Origin of the sequence: Microbacterium sp. B35-04 (genome assembly GCF_010634885.1) — a bacterium.
GTDB lineage: Bacteria > Actinomycetota > Actinomycetes > Actinomycetales > Microbacteriaceae > Microbacterium.
Genome location: NZ_MWLP01000085.1, coordinates 24,892 through 49,861, shown reverse-complemented (window position 1 = coordinate 49,861; position 24,970 = coordinate 24,892). Strand labels below are relative to the sequence as shown.

At 68.7% G+C, this 24,970-nt stretch carries 19 protein-coding genes; 8 read left to right on the top strand and 11 right to left on the bottom strand.

Translation table 11 applies throughout. From position 1 onward, the window contains the following. Positions 1-39 precede the first annotated feature (39 nt). Complete coding sequence (locus tag B1729_RS16425; RefSeq protein WP_163633849.1) at positions 40-522, bottom strand: Fur family transcriptional regulator; 483 nt, start codon at positions 520-522, stop codon at positions 40-42. A gap of 174 nt (positions 523-696) precedes the next feature. Further along, a complete protein-coding gene (locus B1729_RS16420) occupies positions 697-1,692 on the bottom strand; it encodes a stage II sporulation protein M (RefSeq protein WP_163616788.1) in 996 nt (331 codons plus the stop codon). Between the two features lie 16 nt (positions 1,693-1,708). Here B1729_RS16420 and B1729_RS16415 point away from each other — a divergent pair, with 16 nt between their 5' ends. Next, on the top strand, positions 1,709-2,554 hold the full coding sequence (locus B1729_RS16415) for an RDD family protein (protein WP_163616789.1): 846 nt from the start codon (positions 1,709-1,711) through the stop codon (positions 2,552-2,554). Positions 2,555-2,592: 38 nt separating this feature from the next. Here B1729_RS16415 and ahcY read toward each other — a convergent pair whose 3' ends face one another. Both ahcY and B1729_RS16405 read right to left on the bottom strand, forming a co-directional pair. After that, positions 2,593-4,092 (bottom strand): adenosylhomocysteinase, encoded by a 1,500-nt coding sequence (gene ahcY / locus B1729_RS16410; protein ID WP_163633848.1) that lies wholly within the window; start codon positions 4,090-4,092, stop codon positions 2,593-2,595. 22 nt (positions 4,093-4,114) lie between these two features. After that, a complete protein-coding gene (locus B1729_RS16405; RefSeq protein WP_163616793.1) occupies positions 4,115-4,321 on the bottom strand; it encodes a DUF3499 family protein in 207 nt (68 codons plus the stop codon). A gap of 267 nt (positions 4,322-4,588) precedes the next feature. On the opposite strand from B1729_RS16405, the gene B1729_RS16400 reads away from it, so the two are divergent. Next, entirely contained in the window at positions 4,589-5,029 is a 441-nt protein-coding gene (locus B1729_RS16400; protein WP_204318952.1) for a metallopeptidase family protein, read from the top strand. Positions 5,030-5,074: 45 nt separating this feature from the next. Here the strand turns inward: B1729_RS16400 and B1729_RS16395 are convergent, their stop codons facing one another. The 4 genes from B1729_RS16395 to manA all read right to left on the bottom strand — a co-directional run bounded on the left by B1729_RS16395 (position 5,075) and on the right by manA (position 11,236). Beyond that, positions 5,075-6,514 carry a DUF5719 family protein gene (locus tag B1729_RS16395; RefSeq protein ID WP_163633847.1) on the bottom strand — a complete coding sequence of 480 codons (1,440 nt, stop codon included), beginning with the start codon at positions 6,512-6,514 and terminating at the stop codon, positions 5,075-5,077. After that, the gene (locus tag B1729_RS16390) at positions 6,511-9,492 is read right to left on the bottom strand and encodes a glycosyltransferase (RefSeq protein WP_163633846.1); all 2,982 of its coding nucleotides are present in this window, start codon (positions 9,490-9,492) and stop codon (positions 6,511-6,513) included. Before B1729_RS16390 ends, B1729_RS16395 begins: the two co-directional genes overlap by 4 nt. An 86-nt stretch (positions 9,493-9,578) precedes the next feature. Then, on the bottom strand, positions 9,579-9,905 hold the full coding sequence (locus B1729_RS16385; protein WP_163616798.1) for a WhiB family transcriptional regulator: 327 nt from the start codon (positions 9,903-9,905) through the stop codon (positions 9,579-9,581). Between the two features lie 182 nt (positions 9,906-10,087). After that, positions 10,088-11,236: a mannose-6-phosphate isomerase, class I gene (gene manA, locus B1729_RS16380; protein ID WP_163633845.1), complete on the bottom strand. Its 1,149-nt coding sequence runs from the start codon at positions 11,234-11,236 to the stop codon at positions 10,088-10,090. A gap of 92 nt (positions 11,237-11,328) precedes the next feature. Between manA and B1729_RS16375 the strand changes: the two genes are divergently transcribed. The 6 genes from B1729_RS16375 (at position 11,329) to B1729_RS16350 (ending at position 22,210) form a co-directional block, all read left to right on the top strand. Further along, complete coding sequence (locus B1729_RS16375) at positions 11,329-12,801, top strand: O-antigen ligase family protein (protein ID WP_163633844.1); 1,473 nt, start codon at positions 11,329-11,331, stop codon at positions 12,799-12,801. Further along, a complete protein-coding gene (locus B1729_RS16370; protein WP_163633843.1) occupies positions 12,798-14,141 on the top strand; it encodes an O-antigen ligase family protein in 1,344 nt (447 codons plus the stop codon). The genes B1729_RS16375 and B1729_RS16370 overlap by 4 nt, the downstream gene beginning before the upstream one ends. A 136-nt stretch (positions 14,142-14,277) precedes the next feature. Then, positions 14,278-16,599 (top strand): CDP-glycerol glycerophosphotransferase family protein, encoded by a 2,322-nt coding sequence (locus B1729_RS16365; protein ID WP_163633841.1) that lies wholly within the window; start codon positions 14,278-14,280, stop codon positions 16,597-16,599. After that, on the top strand, positions 16,596-19,688 hold the full coding sequence (locus B1729_RS16360; protein ID WP_163633839.1) for a CDP-glycerol glycerophosphotransferase family protein: 3,093 nt from the start codon (positions 16,596-16,598) through the stop codon (positions 19,686-19,688). Before B1729_RS16365 ends, B1729_RS16360 begins: the two co-directional genes overlap by 4 nt. A gap of 59 nt (positions 19,689-19,747) precedes the next feature. Then, positions 19,748-21,181, top strand: a complete 1,434-nt coding sequence (locus B1729_RS16355) for a bifunctional cytidylyltransferase/SDR family oxidoreductase (protein WP_163633837.1) — start codon at positions 19,748-19,750, stop codon at positions 21,179-21,181. 60 nt (positions 21,182-21,241) lie between these two features. Continuing rightward, on the top strand, positions 21,242-22,210 hold the full coding sequence (locus tag B1729_RS16350; RefSeq protein ID WP_163633835.1) for a glycosyltransferase: 969 nt from the start codon (positions 21,242-21,244) through the stop codon (positions 22,208-22,210). A gap of 92 nt (positions 22,211-22,302) precedes the next feature. On the opposite strand, the gene B1729_RS16345 is transcribed toward B1729_RS16350, so the two are convergent. The 3 genes from B1729_RS16345 to B1729_RS16335 all read right to left on the bottom strand — a co-directional run bounded on the left by B1729_RS16345 (position 22,303) and on the right by B1729_RS16335 (position 24,962). Beyond that, a complete protein-coding gene (locus tag B1729_RS16345; RefSeq protein WP_163616816.1) occupies positions 22,303-23,250 on the bottom strand; it encodes a class I SAM-dependent methyltransferase in 948 nt (315 codons plus the stop codon). 156 nt (positions 23,251-23,406) lie between these two features. After that, on the bottom strand, positions 23,407-24,171 hold the full coding sequence (locus B1729_RS16340; RefSeq protein WP_163616818.1) for an ABC transporter ATP-binding protein: 765 nt from the start codon (positions 24,169-24,171) through the stop codon (positions 23,407-23,409). After that, a complete protein-coding gene (locus B1729_RS16335; RefSeq protein WP_163616820.1) occupies positions 24,171-24,962 on the bottom strand; it encodes an ABC transporter permease in 792 nt (263 codons plus the stop codon). Before B1729_RS16335 ends, B1729_RS16340 begins: the two co-directional genes overlap by 1 nt. Positions 24,963-24,970 lie beyond the last annotated feature (8 nt).

Here is a 24,970-nt window from a genome sequence, read left to right as displayed (position 1 = left end):
TTCCAATCGGGATGGGCTATCAGAGGGTCGGACAGGATGTCAGGGGCGTGCGGCGACGAGCGGCTCGGCGGTGCTCGCCCCGGCCGTAACGCAGGCGGGGCACACGCCCCAGAAGGTCACCTCGGCCGCCTGCAGCGCGTAGCCGTGCGCATTGGACGGCGTCAGGCAGGGCGCCTCGCCCACGACGCAGTCGACATCCTGCACGGCGCCGCACTCGGAGCAGATGAGGTGGTGGTGGTTGTCGTCGACGCGCAGCTCGAACAGGCCGGGTCGCCCCGCGGGCTCGATGCGACGTGCGAGCCCCGCGTCGACGAAGTCGCCGAGCGCGTTGTACACCGACTGCAGGCTCGTGCCGGGGACCGTCCGCGCGACGATGCCGAACAGCTCGTCGGCGCTCGCGTGCGGGCGCTCGATCAGGGCCTCGACGACCGCGCGCCGGGATTCGGTGACCCGCAGCCCGGCCGCGCGCAGTCGCGCCGCCGTGTCGACCGCATGAGTGTCGACGGCTGCGTGCGGGTGCATGCCCTCAGCCTACCGTTGTTTTGATCCATTCAAAACAGTGGTATGCGGCATCCGCCCCCTCGTTCCCCGCCCCCGAGTTCACTTGCGCTGAACGTACGTCGATCTCGGTGTGGAGCGTACGATCAGCGCAAGTGAACGATGGGAGACAGGGGAAGACGCCGCACGCGAGGCGGATCAGCCGGCGACGAGGGTCGGGGTGCCGGCCTCGTACTCGGTGAGGTCGCCGCTCTCGCCCAGGCGGTGCGCGCGGCGGCCGACCACCAGCATGTAGACGAGGAACAGCGCGAGCGCCGCCGCGCCGATGCCGATCTTGAGCGGCCACGGCCAGGGCTGCGCGGTCACGAATCCCTCGATGATCCCCGAGACGCCGAGCGCGATGACGAGCCCGATCGCGATGGTCGCGAGCGACCGGCCGGCCGCCGCCAGCGACTCGCCGCGCGAGCGCGGACCCGGCGCGACCCAGGCCCAGAAGATCTGCAGTCCCGCCGCCCCGGCCACGAAGATGCAGGTGAGCTCGAGCAGGCCGTGCGGGAGGATGTAGAGCACGAAGACATCGCCGCGATCGAAGGCCGCCATGATCGCCGCGGCGGTGCCGACGCCGACCGCGTTCTGCACGAGCACCATGACGGGCCATACCCCCGTGATGCCGAACAGCACGCACTGCGCGGCGATCCAGGCATTGTTGGTCCAGACCGTGCCGGCGAACACCGCCGCCGGGTTCTCGCTGTAGTACTCCGTGAACTGGTTCTCGGCGTACTGCTCCAGTTGCGCCTCGCTCCCGAGGCTCGCGACCAGCGCCGGATCGCCCGCCACCCACAGCGCAACGACGACGGCGACTGCCACGAATCCCAGCGCGATGGCGAGCGTCGCCCAGCGCACGCGGTACAGCGCCGCGGGCAGCTGCAGGGCGAAGAATCGCGGGATCTGACGCATGACGTTCTCGGGCGCGCCGGTGAGCCGCAACCGCGCCCTCCCGAGCATCGTCGAGATGTGGTCGCCCTGGATGCTGCGTCCTGCCGATGTCTTGGCGTCGGCGAGGTCGGCGGATCCCGCTCGGTAGCGCGTGACGAGCTCGTCGACCTCTGCGCCCGAGAGACGCCGGGACCGGCTGAGCTCGTCGAGCCGCTCCCACTCCTCGCGGCGAGCGGCCGTGAGCGCGTCGAGATCCATGTGTTTCACTGTAGCCATGACCGCTGAGCGCCCCGCGATCGTCGACATCCATCAGGACGAGGTGCTCACCGGCGAGGCCGTCGCGCTGGACGTGCAGCCGCTCGGCTACTTCCTGCGCGCGCTCGGCGTGCTCATCGACATGGTGCTCGGCGTCGTCGTGCTGCTGCTGTTCGCCTGGGGGGTCGGGTGGCTGCTGAGCATCGACGCCGTGGACCCCGCCGTGGTGCCGATCCTCACGATCGTCGTGTTGGTGCTCGTCATGGTCGTGATTCCCACGGTGGTCGAGACGACCACCCGCGGGCGCAGCCTGGGACGCCTCGCGGTCGGCGGGCGCATCGTCCGCGTCGACGGCGGAGCCGCCGGCTTCCGCCACGCCTTCATCCGCGCACTGGTCGGCGTCTTCGAGCTGTGGTTCACCGTCGGCGCCGTCGCCGCACTGGTCGGCGCCTTCACGCCGCGCTCGCAGCGGCTCGGCGACCTGCTCGCCGGCACCTACTCGGAACGCACACGCACCCCGCGACTGCCCGACGTGAACCTGGGCATCCCGCTGACGCTCACGGAGTGGGCCGCCGTGGCCGACGTCGCGCGACTGCCGGAGCGGCTCTCGCGGCGCCTGGCGCAGTTCGCACGCTCAGCGGTGAACATGGAGCCCACCGCACGCGCGCGGGTCGCGGCATCCCTCGCGCAGGAGGCGTCCGAGCACGTGTCCCCCGTGCCTGCCGTCGACAACGAGACGTTCCTTATCGGCGTCGTGGCCGTGCGCCGCGAGCGAGAGCTGCGCGCGCTCCAGCTCGAGACCGCGCGCGCGGATGCACTGGCGGGTCCGGTCTCCTCCGCGCCGCGCGGGTTCCCGACGCGGTGAGTCGCCTCGCGACGCTCGTAACGTGACGGGGCGAGCCGTCAGTAGCGGTAGTGGTCGAGCTTGTACGGGCCCTCGACCGGCACGCCGATGTAGGCCGCCTGCTCGGGGGTCAGCTCGGTGAGCTGCACGCCGAGCGCGTCGAGGTGCAGTCGCGCGACCTTCTCGTCGAGGTGCTTGGGCAGCGTGTAGACGGCGGTCGGGTACTCGTCGCGCTTGGTGAACAGCTCGATCTGCGCGAGCACCTGGTTCGTGAACGAAGCGCTCATGACGAACGACGGATGCCCCGTGGCATTGCCCAGGTTCAGCAGCCGGCCTTCGCTCAGCACGAGCACGCTGCGTCCGTTCGGCAGGCGCCATTCGTGCACCTGCGGCTTGATCTCGACTTTCTCGATCCCGGAGAGCGACTCCAGCGCGGCCATGTCGATCTCGTTGTCGAAGTGGCCGACGTTGCCGACGATCGCGAGGTGCTTGAGCTTCAGCAGATCGTCGGTGGTGACGACGTCCTTGTTGCCGGTGCCGGTGATGACGATGTCGACCTGGCCGGCGACATCCGCCAGGCGCGCCACCTGATAGCCGTCCATCGCGGCCTGCAGCGCGCAGATCGGGTCGACCTCGCTCACGATGACGCGCGCACCCTGGCCGCGGAGCGCCTCGGCAGCGCCCTTGCCGACATCGCCGTAGCCGCACACGAAGGCCACCTTGCCGCCCATGAGGACGTCGGTGGCGCGGTTGATGCCGTCGGGAAGGGAGTGGCGGATGCCGTACTTGTTGTCGAACTTCGACTTCGTCACCGAGTCGTTCACGTTGATCGCGGGGAAGAGCAGTTCCCCTGCCGCCGCCAGCTCGTACAGCCGGTGGACACCGGTCGTCGTCTCCTCCGTCACGCCGAGCAGGTCCGCCGCCATGCGTGTGAAGCGCTGCGGGTCGCGGGTGAGGCTGGCGCGCAGCGTGTCGAGGATGATGCGGTACTCGGCGTTGTCGTCGGCGGCGGCATCGGGAACCGCGCCCGCCTTCTCGAACTCGACGCCCTTGTGCACGAGGAGGGTGGCGTCACCGCCGTCGTCGAGGATCATGTTCGGACCGTCGAAGCCTTCGGCCGACCAGTCGAAGATGCGATCGGCGAGGCGCCAGTACTCCTCGAGGGTCTCGCCCTTCCACGCGAACACCGGCACGCCGGCCGGAGCGTCGACGGTACCGGCCGGCCCGACGACCACGGCCGCGGCCGCTTCGTCCTGGGTGGAGAAGATGTTGCAGCTCGCCCACCGCACCTGGGCGCCCAGAGCGACGAGGGTCTCGATGAGCACCGCAGTCTGCACGGTCATATGCAGCGATCCGGCGATGCGTGCGCCCTTCAGCGGCTGCGACGCACCGAACTCCTCCCGCAGGGCCATGAGGCCCGGCATCTCGTTCTCGGCGAGGCGCAGCTGATGGCGTCCGGCTTCGGCCAGCGAGAGATCGGCGACCTCGTACTCGAACCCCTCGACAGAGTCGGAGAGCGCGGAGTCGGAGAGCGTGGCGGCAGGCGTGTGGGTCGGCATCCGCCCATTCTCCCACGCCGGCTCAGGCGCGCAGGGTCTCGTGCCGCACGACCACCCAGCCCTTGGGCACCGACAGGCGATCGGTGTGGATGGCGCACAGGTCGTGCGCGTGAGGATCGCCCCCGGCGCCCAGCGGCCCGAGGGCCGCCATCTGGTCGCCGTAGTCGTAGGTGAGCGTCGACACCGCCTCACGGGCGCAGCCGACCTTGGAGCAGACTCTCTCACGCATCGGGTCGACGCTATCGTGCACGGACGACACGCGGGTGGATGCCGCGCCGCAGCGTCTCGTCGTCGGCCAGCGGAAGCGGGATGAAACTCCCCGGTCGTTGAGCGAGCGAGGAACGTGGTCGTTGAGCGAGCTTGCGAGTCGAAACGCAGAGACGAAACGCGCGCACCCGGCGCCGACCTCGATCCGAGGCGTTTCGTGTCGGTCGCCGGCGCTCCCTCGCTCAACGACCGAAAAGCCCGGGCGCGCACGCCGTCCTAGGATGGGAGCATGGCGTGGCGGCGTACCCGGACCAGCGAACGCACGCAGCCGCGTGCGTCCCGTCACGGACGCCACGGCCGCGAAGGACGCAGCCCTGTCGTGCGGCCTCCCCTGCCGCCCCTCGACACCAGGGTCGACCGCTTCGACCTCTCGGTCGGCACCGCGGCGGAGTTCCTGCGCTCGGCGTGGCCGGAGCTGCGCGACGTGCGGTTCGAGGTGGCCGACATGCCGGCCGCGACGGATGACGACGGCATCCCCCGCTGGACGGTGCTGCCCGATGCGGGCCGCATCATCCTTTACCGCCTGCCGATCGAGCGCCTCAGCCACCTGCACCGCGACGACGAACTGCACCGGCGCATGCTCGTCGAGGGCGCCGTCTTCCGGGCGGCGGCCGAGTACCTCGATCGCGACCCGTGGGACCTCGGCCCGGAGCGCTTCCGGTACTTCTGACACGGCTCGGCCGGAAGTGAGCGCGGGCGCGCGCGCTGCCCAGTCTCAGGGGTAGACGACGACCTCGGGAGTCGCCACATCTGCGGGCCACAACGGCACACCCGCGAGCGCGCCGTCGCCCGCGAACGACAGACCCGCATGCACCGGCGCCTCGGGCTGGAGCCGGTACACGGTACGCGCCGAGAGACGCACGGCGACGGATCCGTTCGCCGGCACCGTGAGCGCGATCGGCGACCCGCCGTCGATCGCGGTGACCGCGACGGCCACCGGTTCGCTCGACGGGTTGACCACCGAAAGCGACGGCGTCGGTCCTCCGGGCGTCGCGAACAGGGAATCGACCGACACCTCCGGCGCCGGCGTGTACCACGCGAAGTCGTCGCCCGCTCGAACGCCGGTCGCCTGCCACACCGCGGACACGACGGGCGCGTCTGCATCGACGGCGACCGTGTACGACCCGGCGGTGAGTGCGTCCAGCGCCAGTTCCAGCGGCTTGCCGGCCTCGAGTGCCACCTCCTGGGGCTCCCCTACCGGCGCGCCGTTGCCCACCGCGGTCACCGTGACACGAGCCGTCGCAGCGGCCGAAGGCGCCAGCATCCGCAGCACCGTCACGTCGTCGGCCACGTCATCCAGCGCGCCGGCCTCGCCGCCGGCCCCGTCTTCCCCGGCGGACCGACGCATCACGGTGATGCCGGTGATGACCTCCGATGTCGCGGCCCGCGCCACCGGACCGACCTGGTCGACACCGCCGGGTGTGAGGGTGCGGATGATGCTCGCCTGCAGCGACGCGCGGATCGGCGCACCCACGGCCGAGACGCGCACCACCGGCGTCTCCTCACCGAGCGCGATGCCCGCGAGTGGGACCACGCGCTGCGTGCCGGGCGGGACCACGAGGTCCACACCTCCCGGCGGGGCCTGTGCCCCGGCTGCGCTGTACACCGTCAGCTGCACGGTCGCCGGAACCGTCCCCGGGTTCGCCAGCAGCACGAGGTCGGCGGCGCCGGTCGCGCCCGAGCCGCCGACCAGCCACGAGTCCAGGAGCGGCGGGCGGCACGCCGAAGCGGCGAAGCCCGAAAGGTCGTCGGCCGACGCGGTCGCGGCGCCTATCGCCGCCACGTCGATCGCCCGGTCGCCGATCGGCGGGGCGGTGAACGCCAGGGGGCCGGGTCCGACGTCGGTCGTCTCGAGCCGCTGCTCCGCGGGCGGCGGGCCCTCGCCCACCCCGACGACGACGGACTGGGGGGCGGTGATCGTGATGGCGGCGGCATCCGCCGGATCACGTCCGATCGACAGCAGCGCACCGTCACAGGCGATCACCGACGCCGCAGGCGCCGGCGTGGCCGGCACACTCAGCGGTTCACGCACCAGCGTCGGCCAGGGCACCGAGACGGCGGTGACGACGGCGATGACCGCGACGATCGACACGGCGGTGCCGATCAGCAGGCGGGCGCTCGTCGTCGCCCAGCGGAACACGCGTCGGTCGCTCATCGGCCCTCCTGCCAGTGGGGTCCCACGACGCGCGGCGTGCGCCGAGCCTCGCGGACCGAGGTCGCCGTGGGCAGCGCGAGCAGCAGGGCGATGCCGAGGATCGCGAGCTGGCCGAACGCGATCCAGCGCCCAAGGCCGGTGACGGATGCCGGTTCCTCCGGTCGCGGCGCGATCTGGTCCACGACCCGCCAGAGCTCGCCCTTCGCGGTGTCGCCGACGACGACGAGCGTGTCGCGCTGGCCGAGCGCCGTCGTGGCCGACAGTCGCATCGTACGGGCGGCATCGCTCTCGGGGGGTGTGGTCGGCGCCAGGAGGATGAACCCGACGCCGCGGTCGGCGAGGTGCGCCACCACATCCTCCGACGACGGCGTGACCAGATCGGCGGCGAGTGCGGCGAGCTCCTCGTCCTGCGGGGTCGGCGTGGTGCGCGTGGACAGCGTGGTGGTCTGACCGCCGATGGTCTCGCTCGCGCCCCACACGACCTGGGCCGCGACCCCGGCGTCCGCCTGCGGCGTGAGGACGATGGTGCCGACATCGGGGTCATCGCGTCCTTCGGCGGCCACGAAAGCGGGAAGCGTGCTCGCCGGGCCGTTCGCGATCGTCGCGGTGCCACGTGCGAACGCCGTGAGTGACGGCACGGCGAGCGTCACAGCGGCGGCGAAGACCAGAGTCGCCACGATGCCCCGCACCAGCGCGACGCGCGGGGCGAGGCCGGCGTCGAGAGCGACGAGCGCGCCTCCGAGCGCGCCGAGCCACGCCAGGCTGAGCCCGGTGCCCGGCCACAGCGGCACGGTGAGCGATTGCACGAACGACACGGACACCCCCACCGCGGCGAAGGCCGTGCCGAGGCCGAGAGCCGTGATCGCGAGCAGCCCGATGCCGGCTGCCCACCGTTGCGTCAACGGCGCGGCGAGCGCGAGCAGGGCGAGCGGCACGCTCAGCAGGGGCACCCACCACGTCGGCCCTTCGGGCAGCAGGGTCGCCCATCCCGCGAGGTCGGATGTGGGGATGCCGGCGGCGAGGAGGGCGCGGCCCGAGGCGTCCGCGGCGACCTGCGGGCCGGGCCAGGGCACACCGGGATCCGCGACGAGCCCCCACGCACCCGCATGCTCCAGCGCGTTCCAGACGAGCGGGAGCGCCAGTGCGAGGGCGGGGATGAGCGTCCACACGAGCCGGGCGACGCCGCGGCCGGCCCGGAAGAAGACGGCGAGGAGCACGGCACCGAACCACAGCACCAGCGTCGCCGGAGCAAGCGACGGCGCGGTCGCGAGCACCGCGGCGAGCAGCAGGGAGGCCGCACCGGCGCCGGCCCACGACCGATGCGCGACGGCACCCGCGTAGAACAGCCAGGGCAGCAGCAGGTGCAGGAGCACGCCGGTGGGGCGCCCCTGGGTGAGCGCGACGAGGAGCGCGGGCGACAGCGCCCACACCGCGCCGCCGAGCAGTCGCAGGCTCGGCCGCTCGGTGACACGAGTCGCGGCGAACCAGCCGCCGAGCGCGGCGAGCGGGAGCGCGAGGACCCACAGCAGCACGAGTGCCCGCGAGGGCGCCCACGGCCAGAGCGAACCGAGCACGGCGACCACCGCCGAGAACGGATCAGCCGGCCCGATCGTGTCGAGTCCCAGTGCGCGCTGCCCGTACGCGGCGTCGTTCCACAGCTGTCCGACCGTGGTCGCGAGCGGCTGGAGGGCGCCCCCGCCGAGCACGGGCCAGGCCAGCAGCGCCGGGAACGCGGCGACCGAGACCGCGAGCGCAGCGAGGACGAGCCATGCGCCGCCGCCGGCGAAGAACCGCAGGTCGCTGCGCCGATGGCCGCCGATCGTGACCTCGGGATCGTCGTCGAGCCTCTCACGCAGTTCCGCCTGCGTCGTCCGCAGCGGGGCGAGCTGCGCCCACGACGCCGCACGGGCGTGCGCGATCCGCCGACGCGCGCGCCATACCGGCATGATGCCGATGAGGGCCACCGCCGCCGCGGCCCACTCCGAGGCGATTCGGCCCGGCTGCTTGCGCACCAGGTCGACGATCGTGCGCCACAGGGCGAGCGGCAGCAGCGACAGCCAGTGCAACGGTGCGGCGAAGGGCGGTGCGTACGCCAGCCGTCGGCGCAGCTGCGCAACGCGCTCGGCGTAGACCGCACGCCGTCGGCGCTGAGGGGTGAGCGGCACGGGCAGACCGGCCACGCCGTCGCCCGCCGTGGCGACCAGGGCGCTCGGGACGAGCGACACGCGGCCGCCGGCCAATCGCGCCCTCACGCCGAGGTCGAGTCCCTCATCGGCGCCCGTCAGCCCGCGGTCCAGTCCGCCCAGCCGGTGCCACGCGTCGGCGCGGACGAGGATGCCGCGTACGTCCGCGCCGAGCACATCGTCCTCGGCGTCGTGCTGCCCCTGGTCGAGCTCGTCGTCGGCGAGACCGACGGTGCGGCCGAAACGCGTCATGCTGACACCGAGCGAGACGATCTCGGAGCGGTCGTCCCAGCGCACCAGCTTCGGCGCCACGAAGGCGACCGATGGCGAGAGCTCGAGCGCTCCCGCCAGCCGGGCGAGCGCGTCCGGCTCCGGCGCGGTGTCCTGCGCGAGCAGCCACAACGCGCCGTCTTCGCCGCCGGGGGACACCAGGGCGGTCGTCGCAGCGAAGCCCGTCGAGGCGGGCGCCCTGACGACGGACTCCGCGCCTGCGGCCTCGGCGACCTCGAAGAGATGGTCGTCGCCGCCGCAGAGCACGATCGTCAGAACGTCGACGGGCCGCGACTGATCCGCGAGTGCAGCGAGAGTGCGTCGCAGGTGGAACGCCGCTGGCGTGCGCCCGTCGGGACGCACCACGACTACGGCGTGGATCCGATTCGACCCGTCGGCGTGCGACGGCACGGCAGTGGAACGGGCGGTCTCCGAGCGGCTGGCGTCGGCCACGACCGCGTTCGACGTGTCACCGTCCGACGACGGACTGGTCGGCGGCACGGGGGTCGGTGCAGCGGTGGGCATGTCCTGGTCAGCCTAGGCGCGCTCTTCCCTCACCTCGGGCGAACGCGCCGGGTCGGCCGGATCGAACCGGCCGACCGGCGTGCGTTTCAGCCCGCTCGACGCTTGAGCTTGCGACGCTCGCGCTCGCTGAGACCGCCCCAGATGCCGAACCGCTCGTCGTTCTGCAGCGCATACTCGAGGCATTCGCCTCGCACGTCGCACGACGTGCAGATGCGCTTCGCATCACGCGTGGAGCCGCCCTTCTCAGGGAAGAACGCCTCCGGATCGGTCTGCGCACACAGTGCGTCGGTCTGCCATGCGAGCGGATTGTCCTCTTCCGCGTCGATGTTGCGGCGAACCCCCGGTACCCCCAGTTGAACCGGATCGACGAACCAGTCGTCGGGAACGCCGGAACGGTATTGAGAAACCGTCATGTCGTTCTCACCCCCCGTGATCCTGCTCCACGCTGGTGCGTGTACGGATAATTACACCCGTGTAGTTCACCGAGGTCAAGTCGCAGATAGTAAACGCTCAACAACCTCTTGAACCTTCACGACGCGCCGACGGCGTGTCGCGCTGTGATAACAGTCCGATGAGAATGCGCGTCGGCGAGCGATCAGCGCCCGGGTTGAGCGATGAACACCTCGCCCTCCCCCACCACCCGCAGGCCGCCTTCGTCCGGGGTGACGAGGACGGCAGCCCCCGGGGTCAACACGGCGGCACCGCCCGAGGTCAGCCCCGTGACCTGCGGTGTTCCACCGGTGGCGACGGCGATCGCCGGTCCTGCCAACGCCACCTCCACACCGTCCGGGGCCGGGGTCACGGCGAGCAGCGCGAAGTCCTCGACCGGCACGTCGTACTGACGGATGCCGTGACCGAGCGCGCGTGCATGGATCACGGGCGGCACGCCCGGCGTCGGGTCGAGCACGCTCACGAGCTCTGCCGCGTCGACGTGCTTCGGCGTCAGACCGCCCCGCAGCACGTTGTCGCTCGCCGCCATCAGCTCCACGCCGAGGCCGTCGAGATAGGCGTGCAGCACGCCCGCGGGCACGAACAGCCCCTCGCCGCGACGAAGGGTCACGAGGTTCATGAGCAGCGCCACCACGATGCCGGGATCGCCCGGGAAGCCGGCATCCAGCGTCCGTGTCAGCTCCAGCTCGGCGGCGAACTCGTCGGACTCGGCCGCGACCGCGGCGGCGATCACCTCGCGCGCGGCGTCGGCGCCGTCGGACAGGAGCCAGCCGATGACCGCCGAGAGCGAGGCATCCGATGCCTCCAGCTGCTGCGCAAGCGGCACGGCACGCGGTCCGAGCCCGGCGACGAGGCGGCGTGTCGCCTCGAGATCGCGCAGGCCGGCCAGCGCACGGAACGTGTCGCTCAGCGCCACGATCAGCTCGGGCTTGTGGTTCGCGTCGCGATACGTGCGGTCGGCGGCGTCCCGCGGGATGCCGGCGGCCTCCTCACGCTCGAAGCCGGCCTCGGCCTGTGCCTTCGAGGGGTGCGCCTGAATGGAAAGAGCGGATGCCGCCGCCAGCAGCTTCAGCAGATACGGCAGCGGCTCGTCGATGCCCGATGCCGCCCCGTCGTCGGCGATCCAGCGGTCGAGCGTGCGGCCGTCGGAGATCTCGGCCGGGTCGCCCGGGTGATCTCCGAACCACACCTCCGCCTCGGGGCGGCCGGACGCCGCGCGTCCCTCGAGTTCGGCGAGCAGGGACAGCGAGCCCCATGCGTAGTCGCGGGGGTCGTTGGCAAGGGGGATCAGCACCCGGACAGCCTATGACGGAGCACTCGTCTCCCTGTGCTCCTCGCTCGCTCAACGGCCGGGATACGCCAGGGGCGCGCTGTACCCTGAGAGCGATGGCCGTCCACTCGAAGCATCCGGCGTCGGCGCCGCCGGGACCGCCGGTCCGCGAGAAGACCGGCCACCTCATGCTGCGCGGCTGGTGCATCCTCGTGCTGTTCATGGCGCTTTCGGGCACCGCCTGGGTGCACGCGTTCGGCGAGCTCACCGCCACCATCATCACCATCGCCGGCGGCGTGCTGTCGGCCGTGCTGTGGATCACCCTGCGCCCGCCCGTGCAGTGGCGGCGCCTCCCCTGGTTCGTGGTCGCGTACGTGGTGTGGGCGACGCTGTCGCTCGCGTGGTCGGCGTGGCCGGCGGCCAGCGCGCTCACGCTCCTGCTGCTGTGGATCACCACGCTGCAGGCGCTGTTCATCGGCAGCGTGCTCACCTGGCGCGAGCTCGTGCGCGCGATCGCGTCGGCGCTCAAGTGGACGATGGCGCTGTCGTTCCTCTTCGAGCTGTGGGTGTGGGTCTTCGTGCGCGCACCGCTGATGCCGGGCTTCGTCGTGGAGACGGCGGACGACCCGATCGAGTACTGGTCGCGCAACAACCTCTTCGAGTGGGACAAGCGCATCCAGGGGATCATGGGCAACGCCAATCTGCTGGCACCCGTGGCGCTGCTCGCGATCATCGTGTTCGGCATCCGTCTCGCATCCGGTGCGCCTCGGCGGACGTTCCTGTGGATCTGGGTCGGGCTCTCGGCGTTCCTGTTCCTGCGAGCGGGATCGGCGACCGCCTACCTCACCGCCGCCGCGGTCGCCGTCGTCCTCGTCACCGTGCTCCTCATGCGCACCGCCACCAAGCCCGGCGAGCGCACCAAGTACTACGTCGGATACGCGGTGGTCGGGGTCGGTGGCCTGCTCGCACTGTGGCTGCTGCGCGACACGATCTTCACCGCCCTCGGCCGCAGCGCCGACCTGACGGGCCGGGAGGGCATCTGGGAAGACGTGCTCGAACGCGCGGCGGAACGCCCCTGGACCGGTTGGGGATTCGCGACACCGTGGGTGCCGTCGGACCCGGCATTCGACGGGTGGATCATCGACCACGGCCAGACCGTCATGCAGGCCCACAACATGTGGGTCGACGTCGCGATGCAGCTCGGGATCATCGGAGTCGTGCTGCTGGCCTTCCTCTACTTCGCCTTCGTGTGGCGGGCCTGGTTCTTCGCCGTCGACCGGCCGCGGTGGGATCTCCGCGCCGACCGCCCCTACTCGCCGCTCACGCTCCTGCCCACGCTCGTGGGCGCCATCCTGCTCGTACAGGGCCTCGCCGAGTCCACACCGCTGCTGCTCTGGGGATGGCTCTTCGTCGTCATGCTCGGCGCCAAGATCAAGCAGTCGCCGCACGTCGGCGTCGGACCCGCCGAGCAGAGCGCCGCGATCGAGCGCGGCGACGCCGTCGAACGCGACGAGCACGCGGGCAGGGAGCCCGGCTCCGAGGCGACCGGAACGACGGCGGGAAGCCGCCCGGCAGGGCGCGACGCGTGACCGACACACCGCGGGAGGGATCGCCCGGGTGGCTGGGGGCGCTGCTGGACTCGGCATCCTTCGCCCGCGCCTTCACGCTCATCGTCTTCGGGACGGTCTTCTCGGCGTACGCGATCGAGCGGATCGCCGGCCACGTCACCTACGTGACAATCGTCGCCGGGCTCTGCGTCCTGGGGCTGGCGGTCATGATCGCGCGCCGCCGCGAGATCTCGCTGCTGCGGCTGGTGCCCACGACCGTGCTCATCTTCATCGGTTGGGCGCTCGCCAGCGTCGCGTGGAGCGGGGACGCGAGCGCGTCGTTCTGGAGCTGGGTGTCGATGGCGGCGCTGGCATTCCTCGCCGTCGTCATCGGGCACGTGCGGGACACGCTGCAGACCGTGCGCGCGCTCGGCGACGTGCTGCGGCTGCTCCTCAGCGTGTCGCTCGCGCTCGAGGTGCTGTCGGGCATCCTTCTCGACATCCCCTTCACCTTTCTCGGCATCCAGGGCAACATCGCTCAGCTCGGGCCGGTGCAGGGCATCTTCGGCACCCGCAACCTGCTCGGCTTCGTCGCGGTGATCGCCCTCATCACCTTCCTCATCGAGTACCGGACGCAGTCGGTGCGGCCCGGCGTCTCGGTGGCCTCCGTCGTGCTGGCCGGAGGCCTGGCGGCGCTCAGCGACTCCCCCACCGTCGTCGTGCTCGCGCTCGGCGTCGGCCTCGCCGTCGGCGCGCTCGCGCTCGTGCGGCACGCCCGCGCCGAGCGCCGTGCCGCCCTGCAGCTCACACTCGGGGCCCTCGTCGTCGTCGGTGTGTTCGTCGGCTACGCGGCGCGGCATCCGATCATCGCGCTGCTCGGCGCCGGCACCGACTTCTCGATGCGCGTCGAACTGTGGAACCTCATGGTCGACATCCTGCGTCAGAAGCCGGTGCAGGGCTTCGGCTGGTTCGGAGTCTGGGACCAGCAGGAGTACCCGTTCAACGCCATCAACTTCTTGCTCGACACCAACCACGCGACCGGCCTCAACGCCTACTTCGACGTCGCACTGCAACTCGGGTGGCTGGGCCTCGTATTGTTCCTCGCGGTTGCGGCATTGGCCCTGGCACGATCCTGGCTGGTGGCCGGCGAACGCCGCTCCGTCGTCTACGCCTGGACCCCGCTCATTCTCGTCACCCTCCTGATCGACTCGATGTTCGAGAGCTTCGTGCTGACCGGGCTCGGCTGGCTCATGTTCGTGCTGTGCGCAGTGCGGGCGGGACAGTCGCGGTCGTGGCGCGAGCGGCTGGGCAGCGGGACGGATGCCGGCGGCGACGGCCCTGCGGAGGCAGCGGGGCTTCCCCACGCTGAGGAAGACGGTTGAGCCGCGCGGGGATCTCTGTGACCAACGAAGGGGCGCTCAGGATACGTTGATGTATCCAACCCTTACACTTGCTTGACCCGATCCTTCAACCTCGAGCGAGTGAACGTTGCGTGAACACCTGCGAGGCTCGCCCCTCGTGCGCGCACTACGCTTCCTGCCCTATTCAGCCCCCTATCGGTTGCTGTCGGCGGTTGCGCGCCCCCGGACGAACCGTGCCCTCTTCCTTTCGGACTCCCGGCCGGGCTTCGGTGGAAACCTGGCCTACATCCGCGACGAGTTGCGACGTCAGCAACCTGACACCGAGATCATCGGCATCTTCAAGCCGAGCCTTCGCTCACGCCGCTCGTTTCTCGACGCCCTCCGCCTGCCATACTTCATGGCGACGAGCGCGGTCATCGTGCTCGACGACTTCTATCCGCTCGTATACCCGCTGCGGATTCGGCGCGGAACGCGGCTCGTCCAGGTCTGGCACGCAGCCGGAGCATTCAAGCGAGTCGGCCATAGTCGCGCCGGACTGCCGGGCGGACCTACTCCCGGCAGCCGTATACACCGCAACTACACGGCCGCAACCGTCAGTTCTCCAGGTGTGCGGGCCGATTACGCGGAGGCCTACGGGATTCCCGTCGAGCGGGTGCACGCGCTCGGAGTCCCCCGCAGCGACGTGTTCTTCGACACGGTCCGGCTGCAACGCACGCGGACATCGGTGCGTGCGGCGCTCGACGTAGGCCCTGGCGTGAAGCTCGCTCTCTTCGCCCCGACATTCCGCGGAAACGGCCAGCTCTCCGCATACACCGATGAGAGTGCCGACTGGGGCTCCGTCGCCTCGCAACTAGGTCCCGGATGGCGTGTGGCCGTCAAACACCATCCGTTCACGTCTCGCGCGGCGTCGCAGCTGCCATCGAATGTGATCGACGCGACGCATGGCACAGAGATGAACGACCTCCTCGCCGCTGCGGACGTGCTTATCACCGACTACTCCTCGGTGATCTTCGAATTCGCGCTCTTGGAACGACCGGTGGTGTTCTTCGTCCCGGACCTGGAGGAGTACGCGACTTCGCGCGACTTCTACCGACCGTTCTCTGAGTACGCCATCGGCCCGGTGGTGACAGAGCCGGCCGAACTTGCTAGGACGATCGCGCACGCGACCGTGGACTCCGCCAAGCTGACGGCGTTTCTCGGTGAGTTCTGCGGTGCATTGGACGGGCACTCGTCGGAGCGGATCGTTCGCGACCTGCTCATCGTGGATCCGCTCCGAGCGAAGCCGAAGCGCATCGATTCCGCTCCGGCGCGTCTCATGCGGCGATTCGGGCTCGACGTGGTGGCAGCCCACGCCTCTCGCATGGTGCTCACCGCAGTGAGCACCGCCATGCTCGTGCTGCCACGGCGTCGCAAGATCACGATGCTCAGCAGGGAGGCAGACAAGCCGCCCATCGACTTCGTGCTCCTGCGAGACGCTGTTTGCGCGGCCGACGAACGTGTCCACATTGTCATCAGCTCCCGCACGGTGCCCGGAGGGGTGCTGCCGAAGCTCGGCTACGCCCTTCATCTGCTAGTGGAGCTATACCATGTCGCGACGTCGCGGGTGGTTGTGCTGGACGGTTACTCCTTCGTCGCATCTGCGGCGAGGCATGGCCGCGGCCTCACCGTCGTACAAATCTGGCACGCCCTGGGCGCGATGAAGAAGTTCGGCATCAGCATACTGGGGCGGCCGGAAGGCCGAGACCCGCGCCTTGCCAAAGCGCTTCGGATGCACGACCGGTACGATGTCGTCCTCGCCAGCGCGGAACGGTGCCGTCCTGCATACGCCGAGGCCTTCGGGACCGATCCATCCAAGATCATGATCGCTCCGCTTCCGCGTGTCGATCGACTCCGCGATCCGATCGCGCGACAGCGGGCACGGGCACGCTTCGCGCGACTGTACCCCGACCTCGGGAACAGGCCGATTGTGCTGTACGCGCCGACATTCCGGACCCCGGGGAGTGCTGCGCGAAAGCCCGTCGATCCGCTGGAACTCACTCGAGCGCTGCACGCCGCCGGATACACCGTGATCACAAAGCTGCACCCACTCGTCGCGCCACCGGAGCATGCAGAGATTCGCACCGCCCCGGGAATGTCGACGCAGGACGTCATGCTCGTCGCCGACGTATTCGTCACCGATTACTCGTCGGCGGTGTTCGAAGCCGCCGTGGCCGAAGTGCCGTCGTACTTGCTCGCGCTCGACCTGGACGAGTATCTCGTGTCACGCGACTTCTACCTCAACTATCCAGACGACCTCGGACTCCCTTTTGCTGCCTCGATCGACGATCTCGTGGACTCGATTCGCCGCGGTGACGCGGACGACATCCAGCTGCGACGGGTCAGGGAAAACTTCACTCAGCTCGATGCGGAGGTGGACGCAGCGCCGCTGCTCGCGTCCTCACTGCTGAGCTTCATGACAGAACCGGAACGGACACGATGAGAAGCCGACTCACCTGGATCTTCAACTGCGCCGACACCTTCTCCGGGAACCCCAAGTGGCTGTTCCTCTATGTCGTGCGTCATCGCCCCGACATCGAGGCGGTCTGGGTCACCGATTCGCAGCCGACCGTTCAATTCGTCCGCTCCCTCGGCTTCCGTGCGGAACTGTTGACGTCTCGCCGAGGAAAGATTCTCCAGCAGCGTGCGGGCGTGTTCGTCGTGAACCAGGTGAAGGAGCGCATCCCCGACGAGTTGGACGGCGTCCTGCTGCTCAATCTCTGGCACGGCGTCGGAGTGAAGTCGATCGAGCGTCGCCTCACCCAGGGCCGCCTGCAGGCGCGCATCGCCAGGAAGTACATCGAGAACAACAAGGTCTACCACGACACCATGTCGTTCCTCGTCACCTCACCCGCGATGGAAGCGCATTTCCGTGCGCAGGTGGGGCTCGACGAGGAGCAACTCATCCGCGGCGGATATCCGCAGAACATCTACACCCGCCTGTTCGGCAGATACAGCTCGTTCGATCACGACCTCCGCGCGCAGCACGGGCTCTCCCGCGACGCCAGGATCGCGGTCTACGCGCCCACCTACCGCACCGAGCACCGGGGCGAGTCGTTCCTGCGAGCCGCCTTCCCCGACCCGGAGCGGCTGATCCGCGTCTTGCGCGAGGCGAACACCCTCCTCATCCTCAAGATGCACCCCTCGATGGCCAAAGACCCCGGCTTCGTGCACCTGCGCGAACGGTTCGGCGACGAACCGAACCTGCGCTTCTGGGACAACCGCGACGACATCTACGAGATCTTCGGCGACGTCGACCTCGGCATCGTCGACTATTCGTCGATCCACTACGACCTGCTGGCGGCGGGTGTCGGGAAGTTCATCCGCTACGCGTTCGATCTCGACGACGCCGGCGTCCAGGAGCACAGCCACGACTACCTCTCCCTGTCTGCAGGCACCCTGGCCTCGACGTTCGAGGACCTGCTCGCCGCGCTCGGCGGCGACAATACCGTCGCCGCCGACGAGCGCGCACGTCTGGCCGACCACTTCTGGGCCTATGACGACGACGACACCTTCACCCGGCTGGTCGACACAGCCCTGACACGTTCGCTCAGGGATGTCGACCTGCCGACGCTGTACAGCTTCGACGTCTTCGACACGGTCATCGGACGGCGCGGCATCGTCCCGGTGTCGGTGTTCGTCGACATCCGCGACCGCATCCTGAGCGCAGGCGGACAGTTCCCGCCCGAGATCGCGCGCGACTTCGTACGCGATCGCCAGACTGCAGAGAACGCGTTGCGCGAGATGAAACGGAAGGATCCGGGGCTGCGGGAGTCCCGCGCATTCGAGATCAGGCTCGCGGACATTTACCGGCGTCTGGCCGAGATCCTCGATCTCAGCGCCGACCAACGTGACCTCCTCATGACATGGGAGATCGAGGCCGAGCTCGCTGCGACCCGCCCGCTGCCGGCGGAGGCCGCACACGTGCGCGCGCTGCGCGAGGCCGGCGAGCAAGTGGTGTTCCTTAGCGACATGTATCTTCCGGAATCCGTGGTCCGCACGTTGCTCGTGAAGGCGGATCCGTCCTTTCAGGACATTCCCCTCTATCTGTCCAGCACCGCCGGTGTGCAGAAGTCGACCGGCCACCTGTACCTGCACGCGTACCACGACGTCGGCTACGACCATCGGGGGTGGCGGCACACGGGTGACAACCCGCGCGCCGACCACAAGGCGGCTGGGGCGCTCGGGATCAGCACCAAGCTACTTCCTCGACTCGAACTCGACACGTACGAGTCAGCGCTGGCCACCGCGCTGGGCACCGGCGACGGCTACCGGGTGGCCGGGCTGCTGCACGACCATCGGCTCGCTGCATCCGCCGCAGGTCCCACGTCGTTCGCGTTCCGGTACGTCAGCCTCTTCCTGGTGCCGTACGTGCTGTGGGTGCTGGACGACGCCGTCGCACGAGGCTACCGGACCCTCTACTTCCTCTCGCGGGACGGACATCACCTCAAGCGGATCGCTGACGCCGCAATCGAGGAGCTCGGACTCGACCTGCGAACGCGTTACATCTTCGGGTCCCGTAAGGCATGGCGCCTGGCCTCGCAGATCGACAGCATCGACGAAGAATTCTTCGGCGAGTTCGGCACGTTCGCGGGCGCCAGGACCGTGTCCGCGATGGCCGAGATCGCCGGACTGTCGGTCGCCGAGTTCTCTGCGGTCATCCCCGAAGCTACCGCGTTCGCGCCCGACGTCCGCCTTTCGCAAGCGTCACAGGCGGCGCTCCGCGCCGCGATGTCAGCCTCCGCCACCCTGGACGCCCACCTTCTCGAGCGGGCGGCCGAGGAGAGACGTGCCTGCGCTGCGTATCTGGAGCAGGAGATGGTATTCGACGAGAGCTTCGCAGTGGTCGAGTACTGGGGACGCGGCTACACACAGGAATGTCTCAAGCGGATCCTCTCCGCCGCCAGCCTCTCGACATCGACGCTGCCCTTCTACTATGCGCGCAGCATCTACGGCAGCGATGCGCTATGCGCCCGCCACAACTTCACCTCCAGTGCCTTCTCGATGCTTCCCGTCGAGGCCATCTTCGCCAACCTCGACCACGGCACCGTCCAGGGCTATCGGCATGCTCCGGGAGGGTGGGAGCCCGTCGTGGAACCGCGCCAGAACGATGCGGATCTGCACGATGCTCTCGAGTCCGAGCTCCCGGAGTTCACACGCGAATTCCTGCGCCTTCAACTGACCCAGCCGGCTCGCACGCGCCGAGGCCTGTTCGCGTTCGCCTTCGACCACTTCCGCACCAGGCCCGCGGCCACGCCGTATCTGACGCATCTCGCGCCCCTGCGCGACGCCGTGGAGCTGGGAGGTGAAGAGCGCGAGTTCGCGCCCGCGCTGTCGGTCTCTCTGTTCTTCAGCTACCTCAACCGAGATACGCGCGCCTCCGTCACCAGGAGCTGGCCAATGACGTTCGCGCGCACGACCGGTCTGCCGCGCCTTCTCCTGGAGGCGCAGCGGCGGTACGGGTTCCGCCGCAAGCTGCGCGCAATCGAGCGCAGGGCGAAGCCCCGATCCGACAACCACCCGGCCACCTGATCCTGAACAGCAAGCGCCCGCTACGCCGCTGCCGCCCCCGAAAGAAGACCCGATAACTCATGCCCGCTTCTCGCACCGTGGCCGTCCTCCTCGCCGGCGGTGTCGGCGTCCGCGTAGGACTCGGCATCCCGAAGCAGCTCATCAAGATCGCTGGCAAGGCGATCGTCGAGCACACCCTCGAAGTGCTGAACGCCAGCCCATACATTCACGAAGTGATGATCGTCATGAACGCTGGCGCGATCCATGAGCTGGACTCGCTCGTCGACCCTGAGCGCTTCCCGAAGCTGACCCGGATCATCCCGGGCGGCGCCACCCGCAACGACTCCACCCAGGCCGCGCTGGCCGTCCTCGGAGACGACCCCGATACCAAGGTTCTCTTCCACGACGCCGTGCGCCCGTTCGTCGACGACCGGATCCTCCGCGACTGCGTCGAGGCGCTCGACAGCTACGACGCCGTAGACACCGGCATCGCGTCGTCGGACACGATAATCGAGGTCGACGCCGCCTCCCACATCACCGCGATACCGGAGCGGGCGCGCTTGCGGCGTGGCCAAACGCCGCAGGCGTTCCGGCTGGGCACCATCCGTCGCGCCTACGAGCGCGCCGCCCAGGATGCCTCATTCCACGCGACCGACGACTGCGGCGTCGTCTTCACATACCTTCCCGACGTGCCGATCTACGTCGTCGAGGGCACGCCCCAGAATATGAAGGTCACCGAGCCGATCGACGTGCACATCGCAGACAAGCTATTCCAGCTCCAGTCTGAGAGCCTCTCGACCGAGACGGCGTCCCTGCCCGATCTCTCCGGGAAGGTAGTCGTCGTCTTCGGCGGCAGCTATGGGATCGGTCGCAGCGTCGTCGAACTGGCCGGCGTCTGCGGCGCGGTGGTGCACGAGTTCAGCCGGTCCACCACGGGAACCGATGTGCGCTCGCGCGCGCTCGTCAAGCGTGCGCTCAAGCAGGTCTTCGCGGCCGAAGGGCGCATCGATGCCGTCGTCCTGACGGCGGGTGTGCTCCAGATGGGGGCTCTCACCGACACCCGGATCAGGGACCTCGAGAGCACGATCGAGACGAACTTCCTGGCCCCTGTGATCGTCTCCCGGGCCGCGCACAAGTACCTTGCCACCACGCAGGGTCAGGTCCTGCTCTTCACGTCGAGCTCATACACACGCGGGCGCGCCAACTACGGCGTCTACTCGGCGAGCAAAGCCGCGGTCGTGAATCTCACCCAGGCGCTGGCCGAGGAATGGACAATGAGCGGTGTCCGGATCAACTGCATCAACCCGCAGCGCACGCGCACGCCTATGCGCTCCTCTGCCTTCGGCGAGGAGCCGCCATCGAGCCTGCTCGAGCCGGAGCACGTTGCAGAGGTCAGTCTCCGAGTGCTGGCATCGTCGATGACCGGCCAGGTCGTGACGGTGCGCGTGGAGCAGCGGGCCGCGGTCGCCGCCGCTCCCGCAACGCTGAGCGGAGCCGACACCGCGACCAGGTAGGCTTTGCACTCGGCCGACGCATCTACGGCCGCTCTACTTCACACTCGGAGAATCTCCCCTGTGACCTCTGTGCCCACTTCTCCTTTCGATCCCGCGACCGCGACCATCGCGATCGTCACCTACAACCGCTCCGGGCTGCTCACGCGCCTCCTGGAGAGCATTGTCGTGATGGACCCCAAGCCCGGTCGCATCGTGATCATCGACAATGCGTCGACAGACGACACGACCGACGTCGTCGAGGCGTTCCGGGAACGCCTCGAGCCGTCCGTACTCGTCTACCGCCGCATGGAGACCAATACCGGCGGTTCCGGCGGATTCAGCGAAGGTATGCGCGTCGCCTACGAGCTCGGCTCTCAGTGGATCTGGCTGATGGATGACGACGTCGAGGTGCTGCCGGACGGCCTCGCCAAGATGGGCAAGTGGGCGCCGCGGTTCAAGAGCATCCAGGGCCGCCGCTACGACTACGACGGCAGTGCGTTCTACTGGCAGTACCGCGTCGCCGAGCCCCTAGGCATCCCGATCCCCTTCGCGCCTGCGGAATTCGACGAGTCCGGCTACAAGCCGATGAACTCCGGATGCTTCGAGGGCATGTTCATCCACCGCGACATCGTCCAGCAGATCGGCCTCCCTGATCCGCGCTTCTTCATCTACTGGGACGACCAGACATACGGCTGGCTAGCCTCCCGCAGGACGCAGTCGGTGATAGTCGACGAGTTCGTGCTCCGCCGCACGCGCGAGATCAAGCAGTGGGACATGGGCATCCGCCACATGAACGCGTCGAGCAACGCCTACCGGTACTACATCATGCGCAACCGGGCATACATCAAGAAGTACTACCGCACGCTCGGCGTCTACAACCCGGTGCTGTTCGGGCTCGGCACGAGCCTGACGTTCGGCAAGGAGCTGATTCGCCTGCTGTTCGTCGAGCGCACGGTGCGGGGAACATCGAACCTGTTCCGGGGTCTGCGCGACGGCCGCAAGATCGCGAAGGATGCCTCCTGGCAGCCGATGCCGCCGCTGACGTCCTGACCCGATTCATCCTTGGTGTACTGACCTAGATCGTTGTTGACGTAGGAGACCCCCACTGTCGACCGAATCAACAAGGGTCGCAGCGCGAACATCTAGGCGCGAGACGGGAGCAACCTGGCCAGCGCGCGAAGGGGCCGAGTGATCCTCCAACTCCTGCTCGCATGGATCGCGACGATCCGTTCTTCAAGATCGTCGAGCTGCTTCTGCAGCGCGTCGATAGCGGCAGCTTGCCGTTCTTCCTTCTCGACTCTCGCCCGCACCTCCATGCGCACTTGCTCCAGCTCTTTGGGAAGCGTCAGCAACCACGCCTGCTGGGTACACAGCTCACCAAGTCGGCTGAAATCCGCGCGAATGCGATCGGCCGTCGCCTGGTCGGCGTTGAAGAGGGCGCGAAGGGAGGGCTCGGATGGTTCGCCAATACTCAGAACGCCCAGCCCGTGTCCGTGCTCGAAGGCGAAGGACCTGCCGGGCGTCGCGATCTCCTCCCACAGGCGCCAGACTCCGAATCCCTTCTCGGTCTCGGCGATGTCATGGAACAGGACAACGCCGCCCTCGCGCACGCTACTCTTCCACTCTGAGTAGTCCGCCAGCACATCCTCGTAGGCATGTCGACCATCGACGTGCAGAAGGTCGACCGACGAGTCCTCGAACAGGGCGCGAGATTCGGTGAAGAGTCCACGGTGAAGTCGCATCGACTCCGGATACTGCTCCTGAGAGATGGCTTCGACATAGCGGAGTACTTCGTCATCGTAGAAGCCGGCGTGATCATCGCCTATCCACGTGTCGAGAGCATGGATCGAGACAGGGAGCCCCAAGCGCTTCGCAGCCTCAGCGAAAGCAAAAGCCGAGTAGCCGTAATGCGTTCCAAGCTCGACGACGACGGTCGGCCGGAGCGCGTCCATGATCCACGCCGCGAAAGGTGCGTGCGTACGCCAGGCCGACGTCGGAAAATGCGTCGGGGTCCAGTAAGCGGGCGGCGTCAACCAAAACGGCACGCTTGCCTCGCGCTGGATGACGGGAATCTGTTCAGCTGACGCCATTCGGACTGCTCCATTACTTGAGTCCGAGCAAGCATATTCTCTCGCTCCGCAAAGGCACACACGCCCGTGCACCCCCGGGCCTTCTCGCAGCGCGTGCGAGACCCCGGAGCTCGTTGTCAACCCCACCGCGCCGCCCTGGCCCGCAATCTGGGAGGGTCAGCCCACCGAGTAGTCCGCGTCGTATCGGTCGAGCACCTCGTCGATCGACGCGTCCATCGCGAGTTGCCCTTTGTCGAGGTAGAGACCGCGGGTACAGAACCGGCGCAGGTCGCGTTCGTTATGACTGACGAAAAACAGCGTCCTCCCCTCGGCCAGGATCTCGTCGATGCGCCTGTAGCACTTTTCACGGAATGCCTTGTCGCCCACCGCGAGCACCTCATCCACGAGCAGGATCGGCTCGGGCAACTGCGAGACGACGGAGAACGCGAGCCGCACCTTCATGCCGTTGGACAGGTGCTTGTACGGAGTGTCGAGGAACTCACCGAGCTCGGCGAAGTCGATGATGCCGTCGAACCTCCGCGCCACCTCGGCTTTCGGCATGCCGTGCAGTCCCGCCGTCAGCCGGACGTTCTCGCGCACGCTCAGATCACCGACGAACCCGCCGGTGATCTCGATGAGGGGCGCGACGCCGCCGTTCACCGACACGGTGCCCTCGTCCTGCATCAGCACGCCGGCCACGAGCTTCAGCAGAGTGCTCTTGCCTTGACCGTTACGCCCGACGACCCCGATCGACTCGCCCGGGCGTACACTGAAAGTGACGTTCCGCAGGGCCCAGAACTCCCCCGGCTTCGACCTCCGGGAAGCGTCGCCGAACAGGTCCTTCAGGCTGCGACGACCCCGCTTGTTGCGGCGGAAGCGCACACCGAGGTCACGCACTTCGATTGCCAGATCGGATGCCGTCAGCCCAGCTCGCTCGGTCATCACAGCTCCTTCAGCACGGGGCGCTCGAGTCGCCGGAAGACGACCATGCCGAGGCCGAGGAAGACGAAGCACATGAGGGATCCCACGACCACGGACAACGTGTTCCACTGATCCGGGAAGAATCCGACGCGATACATCGTGAAGATCCCGGCGAGCGGGTTGAATGCAACGAGGTCGGCGAAGATGCCCGGCAGATCGCTTACACCGTAGATGATCGGGGTGGCGTAAAACAGCGCCCGCAGGATCAGGCGCGTCGTGCGTTCGAGGTCGCCGAACAGCACGCACAGTGGCGCAACCAGGAGTCCGAGCCCGACGAGCAGCACGGTCTGGAGCAGTACCGCAACCGGGAACAGCAGGATCGCCCAGTTGACGGTCGCACCGCCCACCACGGCGAAGCCAACAAGCACCGGGAGCGAGAAGAGGAACTCGATCCCCTTACTGAGGACGATCCGGTTGACCCAGATCGTTCGCGGGATCGAGGTAGACCGGACCAGTCGGGCGTCCTTGTTGAAAGCCTTGGTGAAGTCGGTGACGGCCGCGTTGAACCACGTCCAGGGCAATAGCACCGAGATCAGGAACACGATGTACGGCTCCTCGCCGACGCCGCGGCCGAACACCTGAGTAAAGATGAACCAGTAGATGAGGCTCATCACGAGGGGGTCGAGCACCGACCACAGGTAGCCCAGCGCACTCGTGGCGTAGCGGACACGCAGATCGCGTGACGAGAGGAGCCACAGGGAGTGCAGGTAGCGCCGGGGCGAGCCGGGAGCCCCGACGGTGGCAGTGGTCACCTGACGAG

Coding starts and splice junctions, on each gene's coding strand:
- B1729_RS16425 (WP_163633849.1), bottom strand. CDS start 522: ATGCACCCGCACGCAGCCGTCGACACTCATGCGGTCGACACGGCGGCG.
- B1729_RS16420 (WP_163616788.1), bottom strand. CDS start 1,692: ATGGATCTCGACGCGCTCACGGCCGCTCGCCGCGAGGAGTGGGAGCGG.
- B1729_RS16415 (WP_163616789.1), top strand. CDS start 1,709: ATGACCGCTGAGCGCCCCGCGATCGTCGACATCCATCAGGACGAGGTG.
- ahcY (WP_163633848.1), bottom strand. CDS start 4,092: ATGCCGACCCACACGCCTGCCGCCACGCTCTCCGACTCCGCGCTCTCC.
- B1729_RS16405 (WP_163616793.1), bottom strand. CDS start 4,321: ATGCGTGAGAGAGTCTGCTCCAAGGTCGGCTGCGCCCGTGAGGCGGTG.
- B1729_RS16400 (WP_204318952.1), top strand. CDS start 4,589: ATGGCGTGGCGGCGTACCCGGACCAGCGAACGCACGCAGCCGCGTGCG.
- B1729_RS16395 (WP_163633847.1), bottom strand. CDS start 6,514: ATGAGCGACCGACGCGTGTTCCGCTGGGCGACGACGAGCGCCCGCCTG.
- B1729_RS16390 (WP_163633846.1), bottom strand. CDS start 9,492: ATGCCCACCGCTGCACCGACCCCCGTGCCGCCGACCAGTCCGTCGTCG.
- B1729_RS16385 (WP_163616798.1), bottom strand. CDS start 9,905: ATGACGGTTTCTCAATACCGTTCCGGCGTTCCCGACGACTGGTTCGTC.
- B1729_RS16375 (WP_163633844.1), top strand. CDS start 11,329: ATGGCCGTCCACTCGAAGCATCCGGCGTCGGCGCCGCCGGGACCGCCG.
- B1729_RS16360 (WP_163633839.1), top strand. CDS start 16,596: ATGAGAAGCCGACTCACCTGGATCTTCAACTGCGCCGACACCTTCTCC.
- B1729_RS16355 (WP_163633837.1), top strand. CDS start 19,748: ATGCCCGCTTCTCGCACCGTGGCCGTCCTCCTCGCCGGCGGTGTCGGC.
- B1729_RS16345 (WP_163616816.1), bottom strand. CDS start 23,250: ATGGCGTCAGCTGAACAGATTCCCGTCATCCAGCGCGAGGCAAGCGTG.
- B1729_RS16340 (WP_163616818.1), bottom strand. CDS start 24,171: ATGACCGAGCGAGCTGGGCTGACGGCATCCGATCTGGCAATCGAAGTG.